At 45.9% G+C, this 21,892-nt stretch carries 20 protein-coding genes; 4 read left to right on the forward strand and 16 right to left on the reverse strand.

All coding sequences use genetic code 11. The features are described 5' to 3' along the window. Positions 1 to 6: 6 nt before the first annotated feature. From CLV42_RS00325 to CLV42_RS00390, 14 genes are all read right to left on the reverse strand, one after another. Positions 7 to 576, reverse strand: coding sequence for a DUF420 domain-containing protein (locus CLV42_RS00325; protein WP_106599914.1), 570 nt, complete (start codon positions 574 to 576; stop codon positions 7 to 9). A 36-nt stretch (positions 577 to 612) separates the two neighbouring features. Beyond that, positions 613 to 1,299 (reverse strand): SCO family protein, encoded by a 687-nt coding sequence (locus CLV42_RS00330; protein WP_146154285.1) that lies wholly within the window; start codon positions 1,297 to 1,299, stop codon positions 613 to 615. A 122-nt stretch (positions 1,300 to 1,421) separates the two neighbouring features. Next, positions 1,422 to 1,826: a cytochrome C oxidase subunit IV family protein gene (locus tag CLV42_RS00335; RefSeq protein ID WP_106599916.1), complete on the reverse strand. Its 405-nt coding sequence runs from the start codon at positions 1,824 to 1,826 to the stop codon at positions 1,422 to 1,424. Positions 1,827 to 1,876: 50 nt separating this feature from the next. Beyond that, positions 1,877 to 2,551, reverse strand: coding sequence for a cytochrome c oxidase subunit 3 (locus CLV42_RS00340; RefSeq protein WP_106599917.1), 675 nt, complete (start codon positions 2,549 to 2,551; stop codon positions 1,877 to 1,879). A 30-nt stretch (positions 2,552 to 2,581) separates the two neighbouring features. After that, positions 2,582 to 3,136: a cytochrome c oxidase subunit 3 gene (locus CLV42_RS00345; protein ID WP_245901385.1), complete on the reverse strand. Its 555-nt coding sequence runs from the start codon at positions 3,134 to 3,136 to the stop codon at positions 2,582 to 2,584. 31 nt (positions 3,137 to 3,167) lie between these two features. After that, a complete protein-coding gene (gene cyoE / locus CLV42_RS00350; protein ID WP_245901387.1) occupies positions 3,168 to 4,046 on the reverse strand; it encodes a heme o synthase in 879 nt (292 codons plus the stop codon). Positions 4,047 to 4,126: 80 nt separating this feature from the next. Then, positions 4,127 to 5,953 (reverse strand): cytochrome c oxidase subunit I, encoded by a 1,827-nt coding sequence (locus CLV42_RS00355; RefSeq protein ID WP_106599920.1) that lies wholly within the window; start codon positions 5,951 to 5,953, stop codon positions 4,127 to 4,129. A 116-nt stretch (positions 5,954 to 6,069) separates the two neighbouring features. Continuing rightward, a complete protein-coding gene (locus CLV42_RS00360; RefSeq protein ID WP_106599921.1) occupies positions 6,070 to 7,131 on the reverse strand; it encodes a cytochrome c oxidase subunit II in 1,062 nt (353 codons plus the stop codon). Positions 7,132 to 7,223: 92 nt separating this feature from the next. Beyond that, positions 7,224 to 8,432, reverse strand: a complete 1,209-nt coding sequence (locus tag CLV42_RS00365) for a quinol:cytochrome C oxidoreductase (RefSeq protein WP_106599922.1) — start codon at positions 8,430 to 8,432, stop codon at positions 7,224 to 7,226. A gap of 39 nt (positions 8,433 to 8,471) precedes the next feature. Next, entirely contained in the window at positions 8,472 to 9,113 is a 642-nt protein-coding gene (locus CLV42_RS00370; protein WP_106600687.1) for a c-type cytochrome, read from the reverse strand. A gap of 79 nt (positions 9,114 to 9,192) precedes the next feature. Beyond that, a complete protein-coding gene (locus CLV42_RS00375) occupies positions 9,193 to 9,789 on the reverse strand; it encodes a DUF3341 domain-containing protein (RefSeq protein WP_106599923.1) in 597 nt (198 codons plus the stop codon). Positions 9,790 to 9,865: 76 nt separating this feature from the next. Next, positions 9,866 to 11,347, reverse strand: coding sequence for an NrfD/PsrC family molybdoenzyme membrane anchor subunit (gene nrfD, locus CLV42_RS00380; protein ID WP_106599924.1), 1,482 nt, complete (start codon positions 11,345 to 11,347; stop codon positions 9,866 to 9,868). A gap of 119 nt (positions 11,348 to 11,466) precedes the next feature. Continuing rightward, positions 11,467 to 14,553, reverse strand: coding sequence for a TAT-variant-translocated molybdopterin oxidoreductase (locus tag CLV42_RS00385; protein ID WP_106599925.1), 3,087 nt, complete (start codon positions 14,551 to 14,553; stop codon positions 11,467 to 11,469). Positions 14,554 to 14,692: 139 nt separating this feature from the next. Continuing rightward, complete coding sequence (locus tag CLV42_RS00390) at positions 14,693 to 15,904, reverse strand: c-type cytochrome (RefSeq protein WP_106599926.1); 1,212 nt, start codon at positions 15,902 to 15,904, stop codon at positions 14,693 to 14,695. Positions 15,905 to 16,378: 474 nt separating this feature from the next. Here CLV42_RS00390 and purN point away from each other — a divergent pair, with 474 nt between their 5' ends. The 4 genes from purN (at position 16,379) to CLV42_RS00410 (ending at position 18,963) form a co-directional block, all read left to right on the forward strand. Next, entirely contained in the window at positions 16,379 to 16,945 is a 567-nt protein-coding gene (gene purN / locus CLV42_RS00395) for a phosphoribosylglycinamide formyltransferase (RefSeq protein ID WP_106599927.1), read from the forward strand. Positions 16,946 to 17,030: 85 nt separating this feature from the next. Continuing rightward, a complete protein-coding gene (locus CLV42_RS00400; RefSeq protein WP_106599928.1) occupies positions 17,031 to 17,693 on the forward strand; it encodes a hypothetical protein in 663 nt (220 codons plus the stop codon). Between the two features lie 191 nt (positions 17,694 to 17,884). Beyond that, positions 17,885 to 18,517: an SCO family protein gene (locus tag CLV42_RS00405; RefSeq protein WP_106599929.1), complete on the forward strand. Its 633-nt coding sequence runs from the start codon at positions 17,885 to 17,887 to the stop codon at positions 18,515 to 18,517. A 17-nt stretch (positions 18,518 to 18,534) separates the two neighbouring features. Then, positions 18,535 to 18,963 carry a Fur family transcriptional regulator gene (locus CLV42_RS00410; protein ID WP_106599930.1) on the forward strand — a complete coding sequence of 143 codons (429 nt, stop codon included), beginning with the start codon at positions 18,535 to 18,537 and terminating at the stop codon, positions 18,961 to 18,963. A 78-nt stretch (positions 18,964 to 19,041) separates the two neighbouring features. Here CLV42_RS00410 and CLV42_RS00415 read toward each other — a convergent pair whose 3' ends face one another. Continuing rightward, positions 19,042 to 20,766 carry a M3 family oligoendopeptidase gene (locus tag CLV42_RS00415; RefSeq protein WP_106599931.1) on the reverse strand — a complete coding sequence of 575 codons (1,725 nt, stop codon included), beginning with the start codon at positions 20,764 to 20,766 and terminating at the stop codon, positions 19,042 to 19,044. A 453-nt stretch (positions 20,767 to 21,219) separates the two neighbouring features. Next, the gene (locus CLV42_RS00420; protein ID WP_106599932.1) at positions 21,220 to 21,879 is read right to left on the reverse strand and encodes a DUF5606 family protein; all 660 of its coding nucleotides are present in this window, start codon (positions 21,877 to 21,879) and stop codon (positions 21,220 to 21,222) included. Positions 21,880 to 21,892: the final 13 nt, after the last annotated feature.

Genomic DNA, 21,892 nt, shown 5'->3' on the forward strand with positions numbered 1-21,892 from the left:
CATCAATCAATAGTAGGGAGATATCATCACATACACGATCACACCGGTTATTGCTACATAGAACCAGATTGGCCAGGTGATACGCGCTATCTTCTTATGCTTCACGAAATCTGACTGGAACCCACGCAGCAATGTAAACAGTACCAGGGGTACAATAACGATTGCCAGCAAGATATGCGTCAGCAGAATGAAATAATAAATATAAGCACTTCCACCTACCAGTGCCTTTTCAGCAGCGTCTACCACATGGTCGTGGTTGATATCACCATACTTGGTACTCTCCGTAAAGAAGTGATAAGTAACATAGGATATCAGAAACAGTGCTGACAGCGCTACCGCTATCAGGTTGGTTGTTTTATGCGCTTTGATATGTCCCCTACGTATAAAATATAAACTGGCCAGCAGCAGCACTGCCGTCGTTGAATTTAATACCGCATGGAACAGGGGAAGTATCTGTACATTGAAGCCGGCTTCCATGTTGGGACGTGGCAGGTAGAATAAGATTGCCACCAACACGGGTATTGCTATTGATACAATAGCGATCGGCAGGTTAAGATTTTTACTCTTGATGTCCATAGCTGTGATTAGAGGCGTTGTGGTACCTCGCTTTAACTAGTCTGTTGTTGAAAAAAGGCGTTTCAGCAAACCCGGCCTGTGCTTGTCTTTCTCCAGGTGGAGCACTGCAATATCATTCGCACACCTGCGTACGGCGTTGGAATCCAATCCATCGTAGTACCCGCGGATGTGGTGATCTTTATCCAGCAGTACCAGCTTCTCGGTATGAATGAAATCGTCCGGACCGCCGTCTCCCTGGGTTACACTCACATAAACCTCGTTCCTCGCCCAGTCATAAATATCCTTCTTGGCGCAGGTTCCCAGCCACCAGTTGTCGGGGCTGATACCGTGTTTCACACCATACATACGCAACTGTTCAGAAGAATCCCTTTCAGGATCTACTGTCAGTGAAACCATCTGTAATAAAGTGTCATTCTTGATATAAGCCTGCTGTATCTTTTCCATGTTTGCCATCATCTTTGGGCAGATGGAAGGGCAGGAAGTGAAGAAGAAGTTCACCAGTATAACCTTTCCGGGTAAGTCTTTCAGGCTTACTTTCTGGCCCATCTGGTTTGTGAAGCTGAAGTCTTTTACCACATGAAAAGTGGTATCATATGTGGCAGTACCATTCTTTACTATTGTGTCTACCTTCTCGGGTATGTAGTAACGGGGGATAGGTACCACATCTCTACCGTAATGGTCTACTATCAGGTATCCCACCAATGGCACCAATATTGCCAGCATCAATCCTATAAGTCCTCTCTTGGTAATGGCCTGAAGTTTTAATGGTCAGATAAAATTTACGCTTTACAAATGCTGCCATATGATTAGAGCAGCACCTGTAAAGCGTAACATATAAGTTTGTATTAGTGATGTGCAGGCTCGTTGGTAACATGCGTTGCTGGAGCAACGTGTGTACCTGGTGCCAGGTCTTTACGCATATGTTTCCAGGAATCACCATCTGCCAGGAAGGCGATGATGAACCATATAAACAATGCCAGCGGCATCAGAATAGTCATGATCAGATTTCTGATCTCATGACGTAAGTGCATGAACTCAGCAACGATGAAGAACGCTTTTACCATTGTCAGCGTTACGAAGATACCATTCAGCGCCCATCTTGCCATGAAGTCGTATTCCAGGTAAAGGAATGCCAGACCTACTTCGAAAACGGTGATCGCCAATAATATCCAGAACGTTTTCCAGATCGTTTTGGTAGACGAATCATGTCCGTGCTCCTCGTGCGCTACTGCTGTATGTGTATGTTCCATTAGTTTTTTCTTTTTAAAATTCCAGATTACAAATACTTACCGGTCTCCGATTAAAGCAGGTAGAAACAGGTGAATACGAATACCCAAACCAGATCTACGAAGTGCCAGTATAAACCAACCTTCTCAACCATTTCATAGTGACCTCTCTCTTCGTAAGTACCTTTCAGTACGTTAGCCAGGATCACGATGTTCAGCACCACACCGGAAGTTACGTGTAAACCGTGGAAACCAGTGATAGTAAAGAAGAAGTTGGTAAAGTTAGTAGAAGCAATTGTTCCATCAACGTTCAGGAAAGGATTACGTCCCCACCATGCACCGGCTTCATGAAGGTGCGTCCATTCCCATGCCTGACAGGACAGGAAGGCGATACCACCCAGGATAGTCCATGACAGCCATTTTGCAACAGCTTTACGGTCTCTCATGTGACCAGCGTGTACAGCCAACACCATTGTTACAGAACTCATAATCAGGATGAAGGTCATCAAGCTCACAAATACCAGTGGCAGATGTGTGTGTCCCATACCCGGAAATGAGTGGAACACCTCATTGGGATCAGGCCAGGAAGTGCTCATGAAGCGGATCGTACCGTATGATATCAGCAATGCTCCAAAAGTAAAGGCATCTGACATCAGGAAGTACCACATCATCAACTTTCCGTAGCTCACATTAAAAGGAGAATGTCCCCCGGACCACCATTTTTTCTTCGCTGTAACTGCTGTATCCATTGTTTGTTTTGTAATTAATTTTTAGAAAGTTTATCTGGCAATACTCAGAAATATCAACAGGTAAATCCATAACCCATCCACAAAATGCCAATACGTGGCGGCTACTTCTATCGGAACGGCACTATACGTACGTACCCTCGTACGGAAGGCCCTGCCAAACATGATCAGCAGTGCTACAACACCACCCAGCACGTGCAACAGGTGTACACTTACTATTACATAGATGAAGGACACGGATGCCGGCCCGTTTAACGGAAGCCCCATATCAGTCATCTGTTTGAAACCAATCCACTGACACGCGGCAAAAGCTACTCCCAGTATTGCGGTCAGCGTGATCAGCTGCTTGTACCGCTGCATGTTCCTGTTACGGAACTGTTCTACCGCCATCTGGATAGTTGCACTGCTGGTCAGGATGACTGCAGTAGAGATCCAGAAAATAAACGGCAGCTGGAAGGTAAACCAGTTTGCCTGCGCACGCTTTACTACATACGCACTTGTAAACCCGATGAACATCATGGTAATACTACCCATTGCTATCCAGAGGGAATATTTATGCGGATGTATTTTATTTCGTTGTAAGCTCATTGCGTCCATCACTCCTTGTTTCAAAATTGAACTATCCGATCTTATCAAAGAGTAGTGCAAACTCCATGACCATCAGATAAATATATGAACCAAACATCAACTTTCTGGCGGCAGGCACATCACATTTCCTGTACAGATTAAATGCACGATACAGAAAGAATAATGTTACCAGCAATACCACGATCGCAGAAATTGGGCCACTGATATGCAGGTAATAAGGCAATAAACCAGCGGGTATCAGCAGCAGGGTATAAAGCACTGCCTGTAATGCGATCAGCTTGTTGGGTTCTCCGCCGGCTGGTAACAGTTTGAAACCAGCTTTGGTGTAGTCCTTATAACCTATCCAGGCGATAGCCCAGAAGTGGGGGAACTGCCACAGAAACTGGATAGCAAATAGTGCCCATCCGCCTTCACCTATCGCATTGGCACCGCCCGCCCATCCGATGAGCAGGGGCAATGCACCCGGCACCGCTCCCACCAGCACCGCCAGTGAGTTCCATTTTTTCCAGGGTGTATATACAAATCCGTACAACACCAGGGACAGGAGGCTCAGTCCCGCACACAGCAGGTTGAAGCCCAGCGCCAGGATCACCAGTCCGGACAAGCCTGTTACAATCGCTAATATGATCGCTTCTGTATCAGACATCCGGCCGGCAGGTAAAGGGCGTACAGCTGTACGCGCCATTAGCTTATCCGTTTCTTTTTCCAGTAGCTGGTTAATAGTGTTGGCCGAGCCAGACACCAGTAAACCACCGGCAAATAAAGTAAGAACTTTTATCAGATTGAACCCGACTCCCGGCACCAGCAGATATCCTACCACACTTGAAAACACCACCATGATAGTGAGATTAAACTTCATCAACTGAGAATAATCCTTCACCTTACTGGCTACTGCATACGATGTCGACAATTTTATCGAGTTTTCTCTTATCATTTCTTCAGCCCATTCCTACAGGTCTTACCCCATAGTTTGCCCAAAAATTCAACTTATTAATGACCTTCTTTCTCTTCGTCTGGTGACAATGGTACAGTCTGTGGTATGAAATCCTTACCGTTTTTGCTGTAGTCATATGGCCAGCGGTACACTTCAGGAATTTCACCGATCCAGTTACCGTGACCTGGATTGATTGGTGTAGTCCATTCCAATGTAGTAGCGCTCCATGGGTTTGTAGAAGTAACTTTTCTACCCTTGAAAATGCTATAGAAGAAGTTGAACACAAACATCAGCTGCGCTGCAAATACTACGATCACTACTACGCTGATGAAGTGGTTCAGGTCAGTAAACTGTTTGAAAGATTCCCAGCTGGAGTAGTCATAGTACCTTCTTGGCATACCTGCCATACCTTCATAGTGCATAGGCCAGAAGATCAGGTAAGCACCGATCAGGGTGATCCAGAAGTGGATATACGCTATCGTGTTGTTCAGATAACGGCCAAACAGTTTTGGATACCAGTGGTATACACCAGCAAACGTACCGAAGAACGCAGATACACCCATTACAATGTGGAAGTGCGCAATTACGAAGTATGTATCGTGCAGGTGAATATCGATAGAAGAGTTACCCAGCCAGATACCTGTCAGACCACCGGAGATAAATGTGCTTACAAAACCGATAGCGAACAGCATACCAGGTGTAAAGCGCAGGTTACCTTTCCAGATGGTTGTGATCCAGTTGAACACCTTGATGGCAGATGGTACCGCGATCAACAATGTCAACAGTACGAAGAAGGCACCCAGGAACGGATTCAGACCCGTTACGAACATATGGTGCGCCCATACCAGGAACGCCAGGATAACGATCGCAAACATAGAGCCCACCATCGCGAGGTAACCGAAAATCGGCTTGCGGGAGTTAACCGCCAGGATCTCAGATACCATACCCATCGCTGGCAGGATAATGATATATACCTCAGGGTGACCGAGGAACCAGAACAAGTGTTGATACAGGATAGCGCTACCGCCTTCGTTAGACAGTGCTTTACCGGCAACGAACAGATCGCTCAGGTAGAAGCTGGTACCTGCGTGACGATCAAACAGCAGCAGGATAAAACCAGATAATAATACAGGGAAGGAAAGTACACCCAGGATGGCAGTGAAGAAGAAGCTCCAGATAGTCAGTGGCATCTTCGTCATGGTCATACCTTTAGTACGCATGTTCAGGATAGTGGAAATATAGTTCAGACCACCCAGCAACTGTGAAACAACGAACAGTGCCATACTGATCAGCCATAAGTCCATACCTATTTTAGAACCGATTGAAGCGTCTCCCAGTGCACTCAGTGGAGGATAAGCCGTCCAACCACCGGAAGCAGGACCTGTCTGCACGAACAGTGAAGTCATCATCACCACACTGGCGAGGAAGAATGCCCAGTAGCTCATACAGTTCATCAGGGGAGAAGCCATATCGCGGGCACCCACCTGCAATGGAATCAGCAGGTTGGAGAAAGTACCGCTCAAACCGGCTGTTAATACAAAGAATACCAATATGGTACCATGCATGGTTACCAATGCATAGTAAGCTTCAGGAGTAATACGTCCACCTTTAGCCCAGTGACCCAGAATGCTTTCCAGCCAGGGGAAAGTAGCATCGGGGAAACCCAGTTGCAAACGGAACAGTACAGAGAAGAAAGCACCTATGATAGCCCAGATGATACCGGTGATCAGAAACTGCTTGGCAATGGTTTTGTGGTCCAGACTGAAAACGTACTTCGAAATGAAGCCGCCCTCATGATGGTGTTCATGATCATCGTGCCCGTGATCGTGCGCATGTGCGCCATGAATGACCTCCTGACTGTGCAATGTTGCTTCGTTACTCATAATCGGTTCTATTTATATAAAACTGTCATCGGGGAGTACCGCTACCAGTTTATCTTATAATTTTAAAAATACCTGCGTCTATTGTTATTAATCTCTATCTCTTCGGCTAAACAAATTTAGTGTTTAGCTTCGTTAACCGCCACTACTTTTTGTGCAGAATCCTTAGCCGGGGCCGGTGCTGCTGTCGGAGCAGCTGGAGCTGCCGGAGCCGGATGAGCCACTGCATACTGTGCTACCTGTTTCGCAGCCCATGCATCGTACTCAGCCTGTGTTTCCACTACGATATTCGCTTTCATGGAGTAGTGACCGGCGCCACACATCTGATCACAGGAGATCTCATAAACGAAATCAGGATTGCCTGTCTTTTCTTTCATCTGCGCAGTGGTAACATCCGGAGTGAACCACAGTGTAGTTGGAATACCAGGAACGGCATCCATCTTCATACGGAAGTGGGACAGACCAACATCATGTATTACGTCGCGGGAACCAATGATCAGTTTTACAGGTTTGTTAACTACCAGGTGCATCTCTGTAGCCATGTAGTCATCCTTATTCAGCTCATCTTCCCAATCCTGACCTACAGGATTGTTAACGTCATTGATATTTTTAAAGAACTTACGACCCAGCTGACCATCTTTACCAGGGTAACGGATCAACCAGTTGAACTGCTTACCGGTGATCTCAACCACCATTGCATCTTTCGGTGCATCAGAAGTGATACGGAACCAGTGTCTTAAACCGAAGGCTACCAGGATAGTGAGCGCGATGGCCGGAATAACCGTCCATATCAACTCCAGCTTATTGTTATGAGGGAAGTAAAACGCCTGACGTCCTTCTTTCTCCTGATATTTAAATGCGAACCAGAACAGTAAGATCTGAGTGATCACAAATACGATACCTGTAATGATCAGGGTGGTCATGATCATCTGATCAATTCCTCTACCCTGTTCAGAAGAAGCCTCCAAGATAATCTTACCTTTCAGGAGGTCGTTACAGTAATACACACCCACCAGGCCCAGTACCAGGAAGACAATCAACAGGAAACCATTTACACGGTTAGTTTGCTGACGCGTTTTCTTTTCTCCCTTCAATATGGACACATACTCGCTGGCCTTCGCAATCTGGAAGATGACTACGAATATGAGCACAACAACAAAGACTGCTAAATATCCTGACATTGCTATTTGAAATAATTAAGTTATCTAATGCTTTTCGTTATTACCTGTCACATCCGGCTTTTACACCGGAATCTCAATTACATGCCCGATGATCAGGTGTGGTGTACAATACTTTCTTTGAGATAAGGATGATTCTTTGGTACCAGTGGTGCTTTTGTCAGCTGGTTAGATACCAGGAATATGATCAGACCAACGAAACCTACAGCAAGACCTGCTTCGTACCAAGGGAACACCAGGTGTTCATAAGTACCAGGACCTACCATCTGCCAGAAATCCATCCAGTGACCAGCCAGGATCACGATAGAGATGAATACCATGGAGGAGTAGTTACGTTTGGTATCACGTTTCATCAGATATAATAACGGTGTGATGAAGTTGATGATCAGGTTCAGGAAGAAGATCGGTCTCCACTCACCCCATACACGTGGTTTGAAGTAAACAGTTTCTTCAGGCATGTTGGCATACCAGATTAGCATGTACTGGGAGAACCAGAGGTATGTCCAGAAAATGCTGAACGCGAAAGCGAACTTACCCAGGTCATGCAGGTGCTCTTCATTCACCATTGGCAGGTAACCGTTACGTTTCAGGTAAGCTACGAATAAGATGATCAGTGCAATACCGGATACCCAGGTGCTTGCGAAGGTATACCAGCTATACATGGTAGAATACCAGTGCGCATCGATACTCATCAGCAGGAGCCATGGAGTGGTAGAGGCAACGCTCAGCGCATAGATCACAATAAATGCACCGCACCATACTGTATTTCTCCAGATGATACGACGGCCGGTTGCTGCTGTGAGATCCCATCCATCTTCCTGGATGGACATGTTACGCAACTTTATGGTAAAGAATATCCAGAGGCTGATTGTGACAATCATGAAACCTGTGAATGTTCCTTTATTTAAGAAAGCTGATTTCCAGGTTAATATTGGATCGTGTTTAACATGTTCCGCATTTACCCAGTGGTAGATATGTTCTTTTCCACCGAATACGATCAGCATCACCACAATGAACAAAATACCACCCAATACAGGCAGTGCCATTGAGATAGCTTCCGGAACGCGGCGGAAACCAATCTGCCAACCGCCATGCGCGAGGGTAGTAGCTCCAATAAAGAAGGTACTCGCCAAAATAATCAGCGCAAAGAATGAACTGTTCTGGAGAAGCCCAGCCCAGAAACGTGTAGAGCCATGCTCACCATGAAATGCAAAAATTCCGATCAACAAAGTCAGCAAGCCAATACCCATTAACACGAAGCTGGTCGTTTTTAATCTTGCCGGTACTACAAATTGGTCCTTCATTACTGTATATTAAAATACTTGATTGAATGCTAGTTTATCTTATTTAGTCGCTGATGAATCTGTGGCCGCCGGCGCCGCTGCTGGTGCAGGAGCTGCCTTGGTCGAATCACTAGCCAGAACGGCTGAAGCTTCTGCTCCGTTGTTCCTGAAACTACGGATATACGCAGCTATTTTCCAGCGCTGTTCTTTATCCAGCTGGCTGGCGTAGCTACCCATAGCATTGAAACCATAGGTCATTACGTGGAACAGACGTCCTTCTGTATAGTGGGTCTTATCACCACTCGCCAGGTTAGCCGGCTTAGCTACGTATGGACCATTACCATCGTTATACAGCGGACCATTACCGTCCAGCTTTGAACCATGGCAGATAGCACAGTAAATATTAAATAAACGTTTTCCTTCCTCCAGATCCGCTTTGGTGAGAATCAGTGGATTTTTTACAGCATTAGCCAGTGCGGTATCTGCCGCTTTCAGATGGTAAGGCAGCAGCTCTCCTCTTTTTACTGTTCCTTCTACTGGCTTCATTGTAGAAAGACGCTCATTATAGAACTCGTAAGCACGGGATTCGAACATATCTGGCATATAATGTTTGCCAGGTTTTCTGTTGTCCTTTCCGCATGCCGATAACAAAGCTCCACTTACCAAAGCAGCCGCGATCAATATGTTGGAAGTCCTTTTCATCTGTATATTATAATTCAAGCTTGTGTTCTGTGTGCTCCCTCCGCGAAAGTCTTTCACCGGAAGGTTTTAATTTCTGAGTTTATGCATTTACAGCCTCTACGCGTTTGGCTTCAAACAGGCGGTCATCCTGGTCAAAACGACCATACCACCAGCCCGCTTCCGCACGTTGCTCGTTGATCTGCTGTCCACCAATACTTGCGAGGAAGCTTTTCAGCTCTTCTGTATTGGTCTTTGCAGTTACTTCGATCGCCATTACAAACAGATCATCTGTCTGACGGGGATGGAAGATATGTTTCTTTACAAAAGGAGCCAGCTGACACAGGTAGCAGAATGTGAGCACCATACCTACTGCAGAGAATAATACCGTCAACTCGAAAGTGATAGGAATGAACGCCGGCAGCGGGAAGTGTGGCTTACCACCTATGTTCATAGGCCAGTCAGAGTTAAATACCCAGCTCATGCAGGATAATGCCGTAGTAGTACCGGTGATACCATATATAAAACCGGCAGTGTGCAGGCTGGTTTCCCGCAGACCCAATGCGTGATCGAGACCATGTATCGGGAAAGGAGTGTACACATCGTGAATCTTGTAACCTGCAGTTCTTACTTTTTTCACTGCCGGAAACAGTACCGCCTCATCACTGAAACTTGCTACAACAAAATTTTTAACCGCCATATGTTTAAAAAATTCTTAGTCTAATAATTCGAAATCCAGATCTCTTTACTCCTCGGAGCATTGCCCTTTGATAAGATTAGTTGTGTGCATGAGCTACAGCACCGTGTGTATCATGATGATGATCATCGTGGTGATGTAAGCCTGCTTCAAATACTTCAGCAGACTGCTCTTCATATTGCTCCATGCCTTTCTTGTAGCTTTCACCAGATGTCTTCAGGATACTCTTGATCTCAGCTACCGCAATAACCGGGAAGTATTTAGCGAACAGGAAGAAGCAGGTAAAGAACAATCCGAAAGTACCCATGTAGAAACCAACTTCTGGCCAGGATGGACGATAGTATGCCCAGCTGGATGGCAGGTAATCGCGGTACAGTGAAGTACAGATGATCACGAAACGCTCGAACCACATACCGATGTTCACAATGATAGACATTACGAATGTTACGGCTACGTTCCTTCTCATTTTGCTGAACCAGAACACCTGCGGAGTGATCACGTTACAGGTCATCATGATCCAGTAAGACCAACCCAACGGACCAGCTGCACGGTATTTATAGAAGGTAGCGAATTCGTAAGGAACACCTGCATACCATGCCATGAACAACTCAGTCAGATAAGCACAACCCACAACGGAACCTGTCAGTACAATTACCTTGTTCATGGCTTCCATGTGACCCAGGGTAATGTATTCTTCCAGTTTTAATACTTTACGTACGATGATCAGCAGGGTCTGTACCATTGCGAATCCGGAGAAGATCGCACCCGCCACGAAGTAAGGAGGGAAGATGGTAGTATGCCAACCAGGAATTACAGAGGTAGCGAAGTCAAAAGATACGATGGTGTGTACGGAGAGTACCAGTGGTGTTGATAAACCTGCCAGTACCAGCGACAGTGCTTCATGACGTTGCCAGTGTTTGGTAGAACCAGTCCAGCCGAAAGAAGCGATACCATATAATAACTTACGTAATTTGGTTTTAGCCCTGTCACGCACTGTTGCGAAGTCAGGGATCAGACCGGAATACCAGAACAGGAGAGACACTGTAAAATAAGTAGAGATCGCAAACACGTCCCACAACAGCGGGGAGTTGAAGTTCACCCACAGCGGTCCACGGGTGTTAGGATAAGGCAATACGAAGAAGGCCATCCATACACGACCCATGTGGAAGATCGGGAACTGACCGGCGCACATTACCGCGAAGATGGTCATCGCTTCTGCCGCACGGTTCACCCCTGTACGCCATCCCTGACGGAACAGCAGGAGGATCGCAGAGATCAGTGTACCGGCGTGACCGATACCTACCCACCATACGAAGTTGGTAATATCCCAACCCCAACCGATGGTCTTATTCAGGTTCCACACACCTGTACCATAATAAACTTCCCAGGTGACGGAGAAAATACCGAATCCCAGCAACAGCAAGGAAATGAAAAAGCCCACGTACCACAATTTACCAGGCTTGGCTTCAATCGGGCTGATGATATCTTCTGTTACCTGGTGGTAATCTTTCACCCCATCAACTAATGGTTCTCTTAGTGTGGATTCGTACTTTAAATGCATAATTCTTTAAGCTTTTACCCCTACACCTGCACCTGGATGCAGAATAAGGAGCTTTTATTGTTCTAAACTTAAAACTTTATCTCTCTGTTAATCTTTCTTTCTAATCAGCTCAACCTCGCTTACGCTTCATGTTTTGCTGCTGCTTCATGATGAGCTTCTTCACCGTGACCTGCTTTTGCTTTAGGCTCAGCAGCTTTGTTTCTGATCTTAGCCAGGTAGTTCACGGAAGGCAGTGTGTGGGTTTCTTCCAGCACATAGTACAGCCTGTCTGTCTGCTCTTCTGCACGCAGTTTTGCAATACGGCTTTCTTTGTCGTTGATGTTACCAAATACGATAGCATCAGCAGCACATGCTACCTGACAAGCAGTTTTAGCTTCTCCATCTTTCATCGGACGGCCAGCTTTCTTAGCGGTCAGTTTAGCATCCTGTAAACGCTGTACGCAGAAAGAACATTTTTCCATTACACCACGGCTACGAACCACTACATCAGGGTTCAACACCATACGTGTCAGGCTGTCGTTCATACCTGCTACATCATACAGGTTATTTTCGAAGCTGTCCGCACCATTCCAGTCTCTCCAGTTGAAGCGACGAACTTTATATGGACAGTTGTTTGCGCAATAACGGGTACCGATACAACGGTTGTAAGCCATCTGGTTGATACCTTCAGAGCTGTGGTTGGTAGCTGCTACCGGACAAACGTTCTCACAAGGAGCGTTATCACAGTGCTGACACAACATCGGCTGGAACACTACTTCCGGATTGTTCTCGTCACCACTGAAGTAACGGTCAATACGCAGCCAGTGCATTTCGTGCGCCTTGATCACCTGCTCTTTACCAACTACTGATACGTTGTTTTCAGCCTGACATGCAATAGTACATGCACCACAACCGAAACAGGTATTCAGGTCGATAGACATTCCCCACTTGATACCCTGATAGTGGTGAACATCCGGATACAGCGTACCATCAGTACGGAAGTCTGCACCATATTTTTCCAGCTCTTTACGGTCTTCGTTCACCTCTTTAGGGTTCTTGATGAACTCTTCCAGGGTAGTTTCCTTGATAATAGGACGACCTTCGTAGCTGTTGTGTGTTTGAGTAACACCTATCTGAGCCACTTCTGAAGTTTTCTCTACAGTTGCTTCAGGAGCGAAATAATCAAAAGTCTGACCGTTATAGGTTACAAAAGGATAGGCATTTTTACCTACACCTGATGCAGCTTTACCGGCGTTGTTGTTACGTCCGTAACCTACAGCGATCGCTACTACTTCAGGATGGATACCAGGCAGAATCAGCAGCGGCAGAGAAATTTCTTTACCGTTAGCTTTGATCTTCAGTACAGTCCTGTCATTGTTGATTTCGTAGTCATCACCCAGCTGAGTGTGGAACGTTTTAGCGAGGGTGTTGGAAATAACCGCGTAGTTATCCCATGTAGCACGGGTGATTGGATCCGGCATTTCCTGCAGCCAAGGGTTGTTGGCTTCTTTACCGTTACCGATAGCTACTTTTTCATACAGTACCAGTTCAAACTTACCGCCTTTCTTGGCACTGTTGATCTTTGCAGCAGCTGCTGCCACATCGCCTGCGAAGCTGGCGCCGCCTAAAGCAGGAGCCTGTGCAGGTTCGATGATACCATCCTGTAGTGTTTTGTCCCACGCTTCCTGGCTACCCAGTTTAGCGATCCACTCATTCTTCAGGAAATCTTCCCAGGAAGTAGCGTTTCCGCTCCATGCCAGCAGGGTAGATTCAAACGCACGTGTTTTGAACAGTGGTGCGATGGTTGGTTGTATAAAGCTGAAATATCCGGTACGACCTTCAACATCTCCCCAGCTTTCCAGGTAATGATGAGCAGGCGCCGCATATTTGAACAGTTCAGAAGTTTCGTCTTTACGATCGTTGAAAGTAACGGTCAGTTTCGCCTGCTTAACACCGGAAATGAATTTCGCAGCGTCATAGTAGTCATAAGCAGGGTTCACACCGTACACGAATAAAGCACCTACGCTGCCTGCGTTCAGATCGCTCACCAGCTGTGCCATGTCGCTGTCGATACCCTGACGGTAGCTAACAGTGGAAGCCCAGTCGATTGTATTACCATTTGCACCGATCTGGTTGTTGATGGCATTTACGATGATCTGTACGTTTACGTCGTTGGAACCGCTTACAACCAGTGCTTTACCCTGGCTGTCTCTCAGCGCTTTCGCCGCTTTTTCGATACCTTCTGACAGACGTGCGTCAGCGATAGCCGGTTTGCTTACTGCACCGCCTACAGCATTCAGCAGGGCCAGTGCTACAGCACCGGTCTCAGATGGCTTGTGTGTATATCTTTCATCAGCATTGGCACCAGTTACGCTCACCATGCTCTCGAAGTGGAAATGTTTGCTCATCTCCGGCTTCTTTGCATCGATCTTACGGTTAGTACCATACTGTTTTGAATATTCTACGGGATTCAGCCATGTACCCAGGAAATCTGCACCAAGACTTACAATGGTCTTTGCATTTTCGAAGTGGTAAACAGGCAGTGCTCTTTTTCCGTAAGAAGCTTCATTAGCGAGCAGCATACCTGCGTAGGACACTGCATCATATGTTACATGACGGAAGCCAGGATATTTCGCCTGGAAACCAGCAATTACTTTTTTGGTAGAAGGACTTACAATTGTAGAAGTCAGTAACACGATAGGAGCGCTGCCCAGGCCTGCGAGTGCTGCAGCTACCTGTTTGTCCAGCTCTGCCCAGGTTGTTTCCGCACCATTGATAGTAGGGAAACGCAGACGTGCTGAATCGTACAGGCTCAATACAGAACCTTGTACTCTTGCAGAGGAAGCGCTGCCGGTTACAGATGACAGGTCGTTACCATCAACTTTGATAGGACGGCCTTCACGTGTTTTAACCACAACAGGCAGAACTTCTCCGTCTACTGCGTAAGTAGAAGCGTAATAGTTAGGTACACCGGGAGTGATTTCCTCCGGCTTATTTACATAAGGTATTGCTTTCTTAACAGGCGTTTCACAACTAGCCGCAATTGTAGCAGCTGCAGTAGTGAACCCCAGGTATTTCAGGAAGTCCCTGCGGGGGGTAGTAGCATTCAACAGGCTTTCACTCTCCTCAAAAGGCAAATCCTCTCTGAATTCGTTATTCACAGTCTCCTGATGTTCCTTGGTATTGTGCAACTCCTCCAAGCCTTTCCAATACTTTTTTTGCTCCATGTTATTTATACTAACGAGTTACGGATTATTTTTTTAGACACCTATGAAGTCTGACGTTGAAGTATGGCATTATGGCATAACGATTTGACCTTCGCTAACATTCCCCAGCTTCCTTCACCCGATTTACTTCAATTAGTTATTAATAGTGACATTTCTGACATTCAGTACCACCTACCATCTCAACGGTTACACTGTCGATCTTACCTTCTTTCACCTGCTTGTGGAACTCTTCAAAAATGCTGTAGTATTTATTATCTGCGAACTGTACTTTGGTTGTACGGTGACAGTTTACACACCAACCCATTGACAGCTCCGCGAACTGATGAACCTCATCCATTTCAGTGATAGCACCGTGACAGGTCTGACATTGCTGTTTACCAGCTACAACGTGTTGAGAGTGATTGAAGTAAACGTGGTCAGGCAGGTTGTGGATCTTTGTCCACTCGATTGGTTTACCAGGTTTGGTATATTTCTGGGAAGTTTTATCCCATCCAACGTGGTCGTATAATTTCTGGATCTCGGCAGTACCATTTACCTTCTTGCCCTCTGCAGTGTACAGCTCATACTTACCACTATATTCGCTAATGGTTTTGTGACAGTTCATACAGATATTTTCAGAAGGGATCATGGCGTGCTTGCTCTTCTCAGCACCCGCGTGACAATACAGACAGTTGATCTGGTTTATACCGGCGTGTACTTTGTGAGAGTAGAAGATCGGTTGTTCCGGCATGTAGTCTTTCTGACGTCCCAGACCGATGGCACCATTGATAGTGTAGTAACCACCTACAATGAACAGCAGCAGGATCACCAGGGCGATGTACGCTTTGTTCTTGTAGAATGGAATCGGTTCAGGAGTAGCAACACCGTCTTTATCAGCAGCCAGTTTGTTCAGATTACTGTTGATCTGCATCAGGATCAGTGCTACAACCGCGAGGATCAGCGTAATGATACCGAACAGCAGGCTGTTGTTACCACTTTCTTCTCCACCGCCTGTGGTAGGACCTCCTGTTGTAGGAGTGCTGGCAGTAGTTCCTCCTTTAGTGCTTTCATCTGCGATGTAAGCCAGGATATCGTCGATATCTCCGTCGCTGAAAGAAGGGAAACCAGGCATCGCCTGCTTGTTGAAACGGTTGAACAGGTCAACAGCATAAGGATCACCAGATGCGATCACAGAACCTGAGTTATGAATCCATTGGTGCAATAATTTCTTATCAGACCAACGTTCTTCCACACCCTTCAGTGCGGGACCAGTAACTTGCTTGTGAACATTATGGCAGCTGGCGCAATTCTGCTGAAACAATGCCTTACCCTTGCCTGGATCTGCAGCCTGTACGGACATGGATGCAATCATTGCAACGCATAGGACAAGAACACTCACAAAATGCTTGCGCATAAGAATGGAAACACGACGATACACAGCCTATTTAGTTTAGATTTGACCTTAAGTTTCTTTAAAAGTGCTCACAAAAATAAGACACAATGTTGACAATTTATCAACAATTATAAAAAAATCTTACTTGCATCACTCATTCCTTTTCCCTATATATAACACGATAAAACATGTAATGGTCAACGCGTTTTGCATGAAAAAAAACATGATAAATGTCATGAATTAAGACAACCCGTTTCCGGTTCCATCGTTTCTCATATATATAATATGGCGTGTCCTTTTGAATGGTATTATTTTTGATTTAGCTGTTGCTTTTTTAACTCCCTTCTGGCTTTACAGGTTTTCCATAATAACCCTCTGGCGCCGGGAAAGTTCAAATACGCTCATAAATAAGACCAATTAGTTACTTTTGCGCCGTCCTTAACAACACATATTTTGAAAAATATAGCCATCTTCGCCTCGGGAGCAGGTAGTAACGCACAAAAAATTATTGATCATTTTCGTCATTCGACCATCGCAAAGGTATCTATGATACTTTGCAACAAGCCGGAGGCAGGCGTGCTGAAGATAGCCGAAAAAGAAGGCATCTCTTCCATACTGATAGAGAAAGAACTGTTTTTCCGTACAGACCATTATATAAAGGTGTTACAACAGGCAGATACAGACCTGATCGTCCTGGCCGGTTTCCTTTGGAAAGTACCTGCTAACCTCGTCCAGGCATTTCCGGACCGTATTATTAATATACACCCTGCCCTGCTACCCAAATATGGCGGTAAAGGCATGTATGGCCAGTTTGTACATGAAGCAGTGATCCTGGCGAAAGAGGCTGAAAGCGGCATTACCATTCACTTCGTTAACGAAAAATATGATGATGGCGCAACCATCCTGCAGGAACGTTGTACCATCACCCCGGAAGATACCCCTGAAACGCTGGCAGCCAAAATTCACCTGCTTGAACACCAGTGGTACCCGGTAATTGTGGAACGATTATTGACCTCTTAATCACTGGCTTTCAGCTCAGCTGTAGGCTTCCCCTTATGAACCTACAACTCCCGACTGACTGCTGTCGTCAAATGCAGACAACTATATGAAAAGACCACTGCTTGTTATTTGCCTGTTATGCTTTAGTATCATCACTGTCTCCGCACAGGACAAAACTCCCTTTCGCCGGTCTACCTATATTAAGGTAAACCCCTCCCGGCTGATCAATGAACTGGAAGTCACCATAGAACAGGAACTGACAGAGAAGATAAGTGTCGAACTGGGAATAAGTGGTATCTATACCGACTATCCCGATTATATCATCTCAAAAAAAATAGATATCGGCCAGAAAAAACCTGATATCAGTACCGAACAGTTTGTAGACGGCAGAGGCCTGGGTTTCAGCGCCAGTTTACGCTGGTACCTTGTTTCGAAAAGGGAAGATCTGTTTCGCGCGCAGGGCACTTATTTCCAACCGGTGCTATTATATAAAAAGGTATTCTACCCCAGCGACAAAGTGACTATTAATAATGGCACCTACGAGAATACAGGCGATAAAGACGTTTACGCCCTGCAATTCTTACTGGGCCGCCAGATCAGGAAAGATAGATTCATCCTGGATCCTTATGTCGGCGTAGGTGTCCGGATGAAAGTATACGACTACAATAACTTCCATAATAATAACGGAGTGGCGGGCGCCAACGACGGAAGACTCATCAGCGTACTTCCCAGCCTGCACCTGGGCGTTAAGATCGGCCTCAAATTATAAAAACAAGTGCCGCACCTGTACAACACAGCACATTGTTTACTTTCATCTATGTATGCGTAAAGCCTTGTCAGTAGGAGATTCTTCCAAATAAAGGGGTGCCCTTAGAGTAAAAATAGCGCTTTTGCAACAAAGCTGCATAAGTGTATTTACCTAATTGTGTGCTACCTTTGTAGCGTAAAACGACTGGCATTATGTCTAAAAAGAATGTGTTCTATATTATATTCTTCGTCCTCCTCTCTATTGCTTTTCTGGGTTATTCAGGATACGTGCTCAAAGACGAGAAAGGCAGCTTCTTCGGAGAAGAAAAATTGCCCGTATTAGGGACCAATGGTCATATCGTCGGCGGATTCTCCTTTACTAACCAGGAAGGAAAGACCATTACCAGCAAAGACGTAGAAGGGAAAATATACGTTGCTGAATACTTTTTCACTACCTGTACCGGCATTTGTCCGAAAATGAATGCCAACATGACAAAAGTATACGCCGCTTATAAAGACGAGCCCCGCTTCCGTATACTATCCCACACCGTGGATCCCGAAACAGACAGCGTTCCGGTACTGAAGCAATATGCTGAAGAGCATGGCGCTGACCCTAAAAACTGGTGGTTCCTGACAGGCTCCAAAAAGGAATTGTATAAATTAGCAAGGGCCGGCTACATGGTAGACGACGGCACCAGTAAAGGGGATGAAGATTTTGTACACACCCAGTGGTTTGCTCTTGTAGATGGAGAAGGCCGTATAAGAGGACTGTATGAAGGGACCAAAAAACCTGATGTGGACAAAATGATCGGGGACATCGCCAGGTTGTTAAAGGAAGAAAAATAAACTTATTTTATTTTATCATGAGCAACAAGAACAAAGCAAGTATCACTGAATTGCTCCGGGCCAGTAAGCTCAGCATAACAGATACCCGTGTGAAGATATTGGAGCTGTTCATGAACACCAATGGTGCACTTGAACATAGTAGCTTTGAGAAACTGGCCGGTCAGAGCTTCGACCGTGTAACAGTTTACCGCACCCTGCAAACGTTTCTCGACAAAGGGATCATCCACAGCATCCCTACCACCGATACTTCCATCCGCTATGCACTCTGTAAATCAGACTGTTCCGAACATGATCACCACGATCATCATGTTCACTTCAAATGTGAAGAATGTGGTGCTACCACCTGTCTTGAAGACACAGATGTGCCTGAGATCCATTTGCCGAAAGGCTATGCCATGCACAATGTGGACGTGGTGGTAAGCGGAGTATGTAATCAATGCAGATAATTATCTACCAGGGATATAAATGGAAAATGCAGCGAGGTCTTCGCTGCATTTTTCCATTTATATCCTCTGCTATTTAAATCAGCTGATTTTGTCGATCTCCTTCTGCACAAACTCCGCCAGCTCTTTCACATAAGCGGGAGAGAAGTCAAACCTGATACCTGCTGCTTTATACAGCTCCGGCAGGGTGCGGGTACTTCCCAGACTCAATGCATTGACATAGTTGTCCAGCGCCTGCTGCTTATTCTCCTTGTACTGTTTCCACATAGCGATAGCCCCCAACTGTGCAATACCGTATTCTATGTAATAGAAAGGCACTTCAAACAGGTGCAGCTGCCGCTGCCAGCCGATGGCTCTGTATGATTCCCAGCCACTCCAGTCAACGATGCCTGTGGAGAACTCATCCTGGATCCTGTTCCAGTTGGCAGTACGTTCTTCTACCGTATGATCCGGGTGCTCATATACCCAATGCTGGAATTTATCGATGGTAGCAATCCATGGGAAGATCACGATGGCGCGTTCCAGCTGCTGCAGTTTCGCCCTGCGCAACTCTTCTTCATCGCTGAAAAAGATATTCCAGGAGTCCATGGTGAACAGTTCCATACTCATGCTGGCCACTTCTGCGATCTCCATCGGGTATTCCTTAAAGGCACTGAGTGACAGATCATGGCTGAGGAAGGAATGTACCGCATGACCGCCTTCGTGCACCATAGTGGTCAGGTCTTTCATCTGACCCGCTGCATTCATAAAGATGAAAGGCACTCCTGTTTCCGCCAGCGGACAGTTATACCCTCCGGGAGCTTTTCCTTTACGGCTTTCCAGGTCGAGGCGTCCCATTTTCTGCATCACCCGCAGACAGTTGCCGAAGAATGGTCCCAGTTCATCAAAGCATTCAATGGCTTTATTGACCAGTTCCTCACCGGTCTTGAAAGGTTCCAATGGTTTGATGCCGGCTGGTTCCGCTTCTGAGTCCCAGGGCTTCAACACATCCAGGCCCAGTTTTTTGCGTTGCTTTTCCTGCAGGCTTTTTACCAGGGGCAGAATATGCTCCCTGATGGCGGCATGAAACTGGAAACAATCCTCTTTGGTATAATCAAAACGGCCCAGGTCTTCAAACTTGTAGTCCCGGTAGTTCTCAAACCCGGCATTCTTTGCTACCTGGGCTCTTTTCTGCACCAGGGTAGTGTAGAGCTGGTCGAGGGTATCTTTATCTTCCATACGGCGTTTAGCCATCTTGGCAAACACTTCCTCTCTCAGGGCGCGGTCACTGCTCTCCAGGAAGCGGGCCGCCTGCTGCAGGGTATACTCCTGATCATTTACCGTAATGGTCATTTTACCGGCAATAGCGCCATACTGCTGCGACTGTACACTCAGTTCCGCCAATATCGGCACGTTTTCCTCCCGGAACAGTTTTACCTGTTTTTTTACGCTACGCAGGTAAGTAGCATATAGCTCCTGGTCCAGGTCTTTCACCCATTCACTGGCCAGCAATTTTTTATTCAGTGCATCAGCATAGGGTTGCAGCTTAGGCTGGATCTCCATGCAGAAGTAGGCAAATGCCTCTTCCAGTGATTTATCTGTCGTATCGCAGGTCATGCGTATCTGTCGCCAGCAGGCATCTTCACTGATCACAGCCTCCAGTTCACTGATATCTTTCAGCCATTGTTCCAGGGCAGCTACGCTTTCTAATGGCCTTCGCTGCAGCTCTTCAAAATAGGGCTGCAATGCCTCCCACGTCGTTACCGTAAAATTCTCCGGCAATAGCGTACGTGGCTGTTTCTCAATATTTGCGTCTAAAGTCTTCATTCTACTAAAATAAGAAATTATGCGCCAAAGTCCTGAGCGCTCAAGGCCAATATTCCTCAAAAATGAGCATCTCATTTGTATCGATAAGGGTGAAGATTCCTATTAATCCCGGTAGATTCCTTCTTCCAATCCATAGATGAACCATCATCTACCCATATATAACCCATATATAACCCATACTTCTTAGATATGGATTATATATGGGTCATATATGGCTTATATATGGGTTATATATGGGTTATCTCCGGAAATGCAGCAGGATAGCGCCCTTACAAGGATTGTTTAAAATCCTAGTTATGTAATTATCTGGTTATAAATTAAATGTACATGCATCTAATATGCAATAACTGAGATTCGAGTGGGGGAAGAAGGGGCTATGCAGGCATATGGGCATAAAAAAAGGCGTTGGGTGTTCTACACCCAACGCCTGGTACTATAAGGTAAGAATAGAGACTATTCTTCTGCTTTCTTCTTTTTAGGAGCAGCCTTTTTCTTAGGAGCTTCTTCTCCTTCAGCGGCAGGTGCTTCTTCTTTTTTAGCTTTCGCTTTTTTAGGTGCTTTTTCAGCAGGCGCCTCTTCAGTGGCTACCTCTTCAGCAGCATCCTTAGCGGCGGCTTTCTTAGGTTTAGCAGCTTTCTTGGCTGGTTTTTCTGCTTCTTCTGCTTCAGGAGCAGGGGTAGCTTCTGCGGCCAGCGCAGCTCCTTCCTGACCTTCTTCAGTGGCTTCTTCAAACTTCAGCAGATCATTGCTTTTGAGGATGGCATACCATTTTACCATCTTCTTCATATCGCTGACGTAAACCCTTTCTTCATCAAAAGTAGGGAACACGCTTTTAAAGTAAGACTTGATAGCATTATTATCAGCCTTGGTATCAACCGGGGCTGTCTGGGCTTCCTGTTCCTGCATGGCCTTGAATACCTCAGCCAGGTTTACGTTATCGCCGGTGGTAAAAACCTCAATACTTTCCAGCGGAGTAAAGTTATGGACACGGGAGCTCACAAATTTAGTGCTCTTATCTTCCAGAGATCTTACGATAGCGCCATCCTGTTTGCTGGCAATCAATTGAAACAAACCACCCAAACCGGTTACTGCAACTATTTCTCTATACTGCATGTTCAAATTTTTA

This window comes from Chitinophaga ginsengisoli, assembly GCF_003014595.1.
Taxonomy (GTDB): domain Bacteria; phylum Bacteroidota; class Bacteroidia; order Chitinophagales; family Chitinophagaceae; genus Chitinophaga; species Chitinophaga ginsengisoli.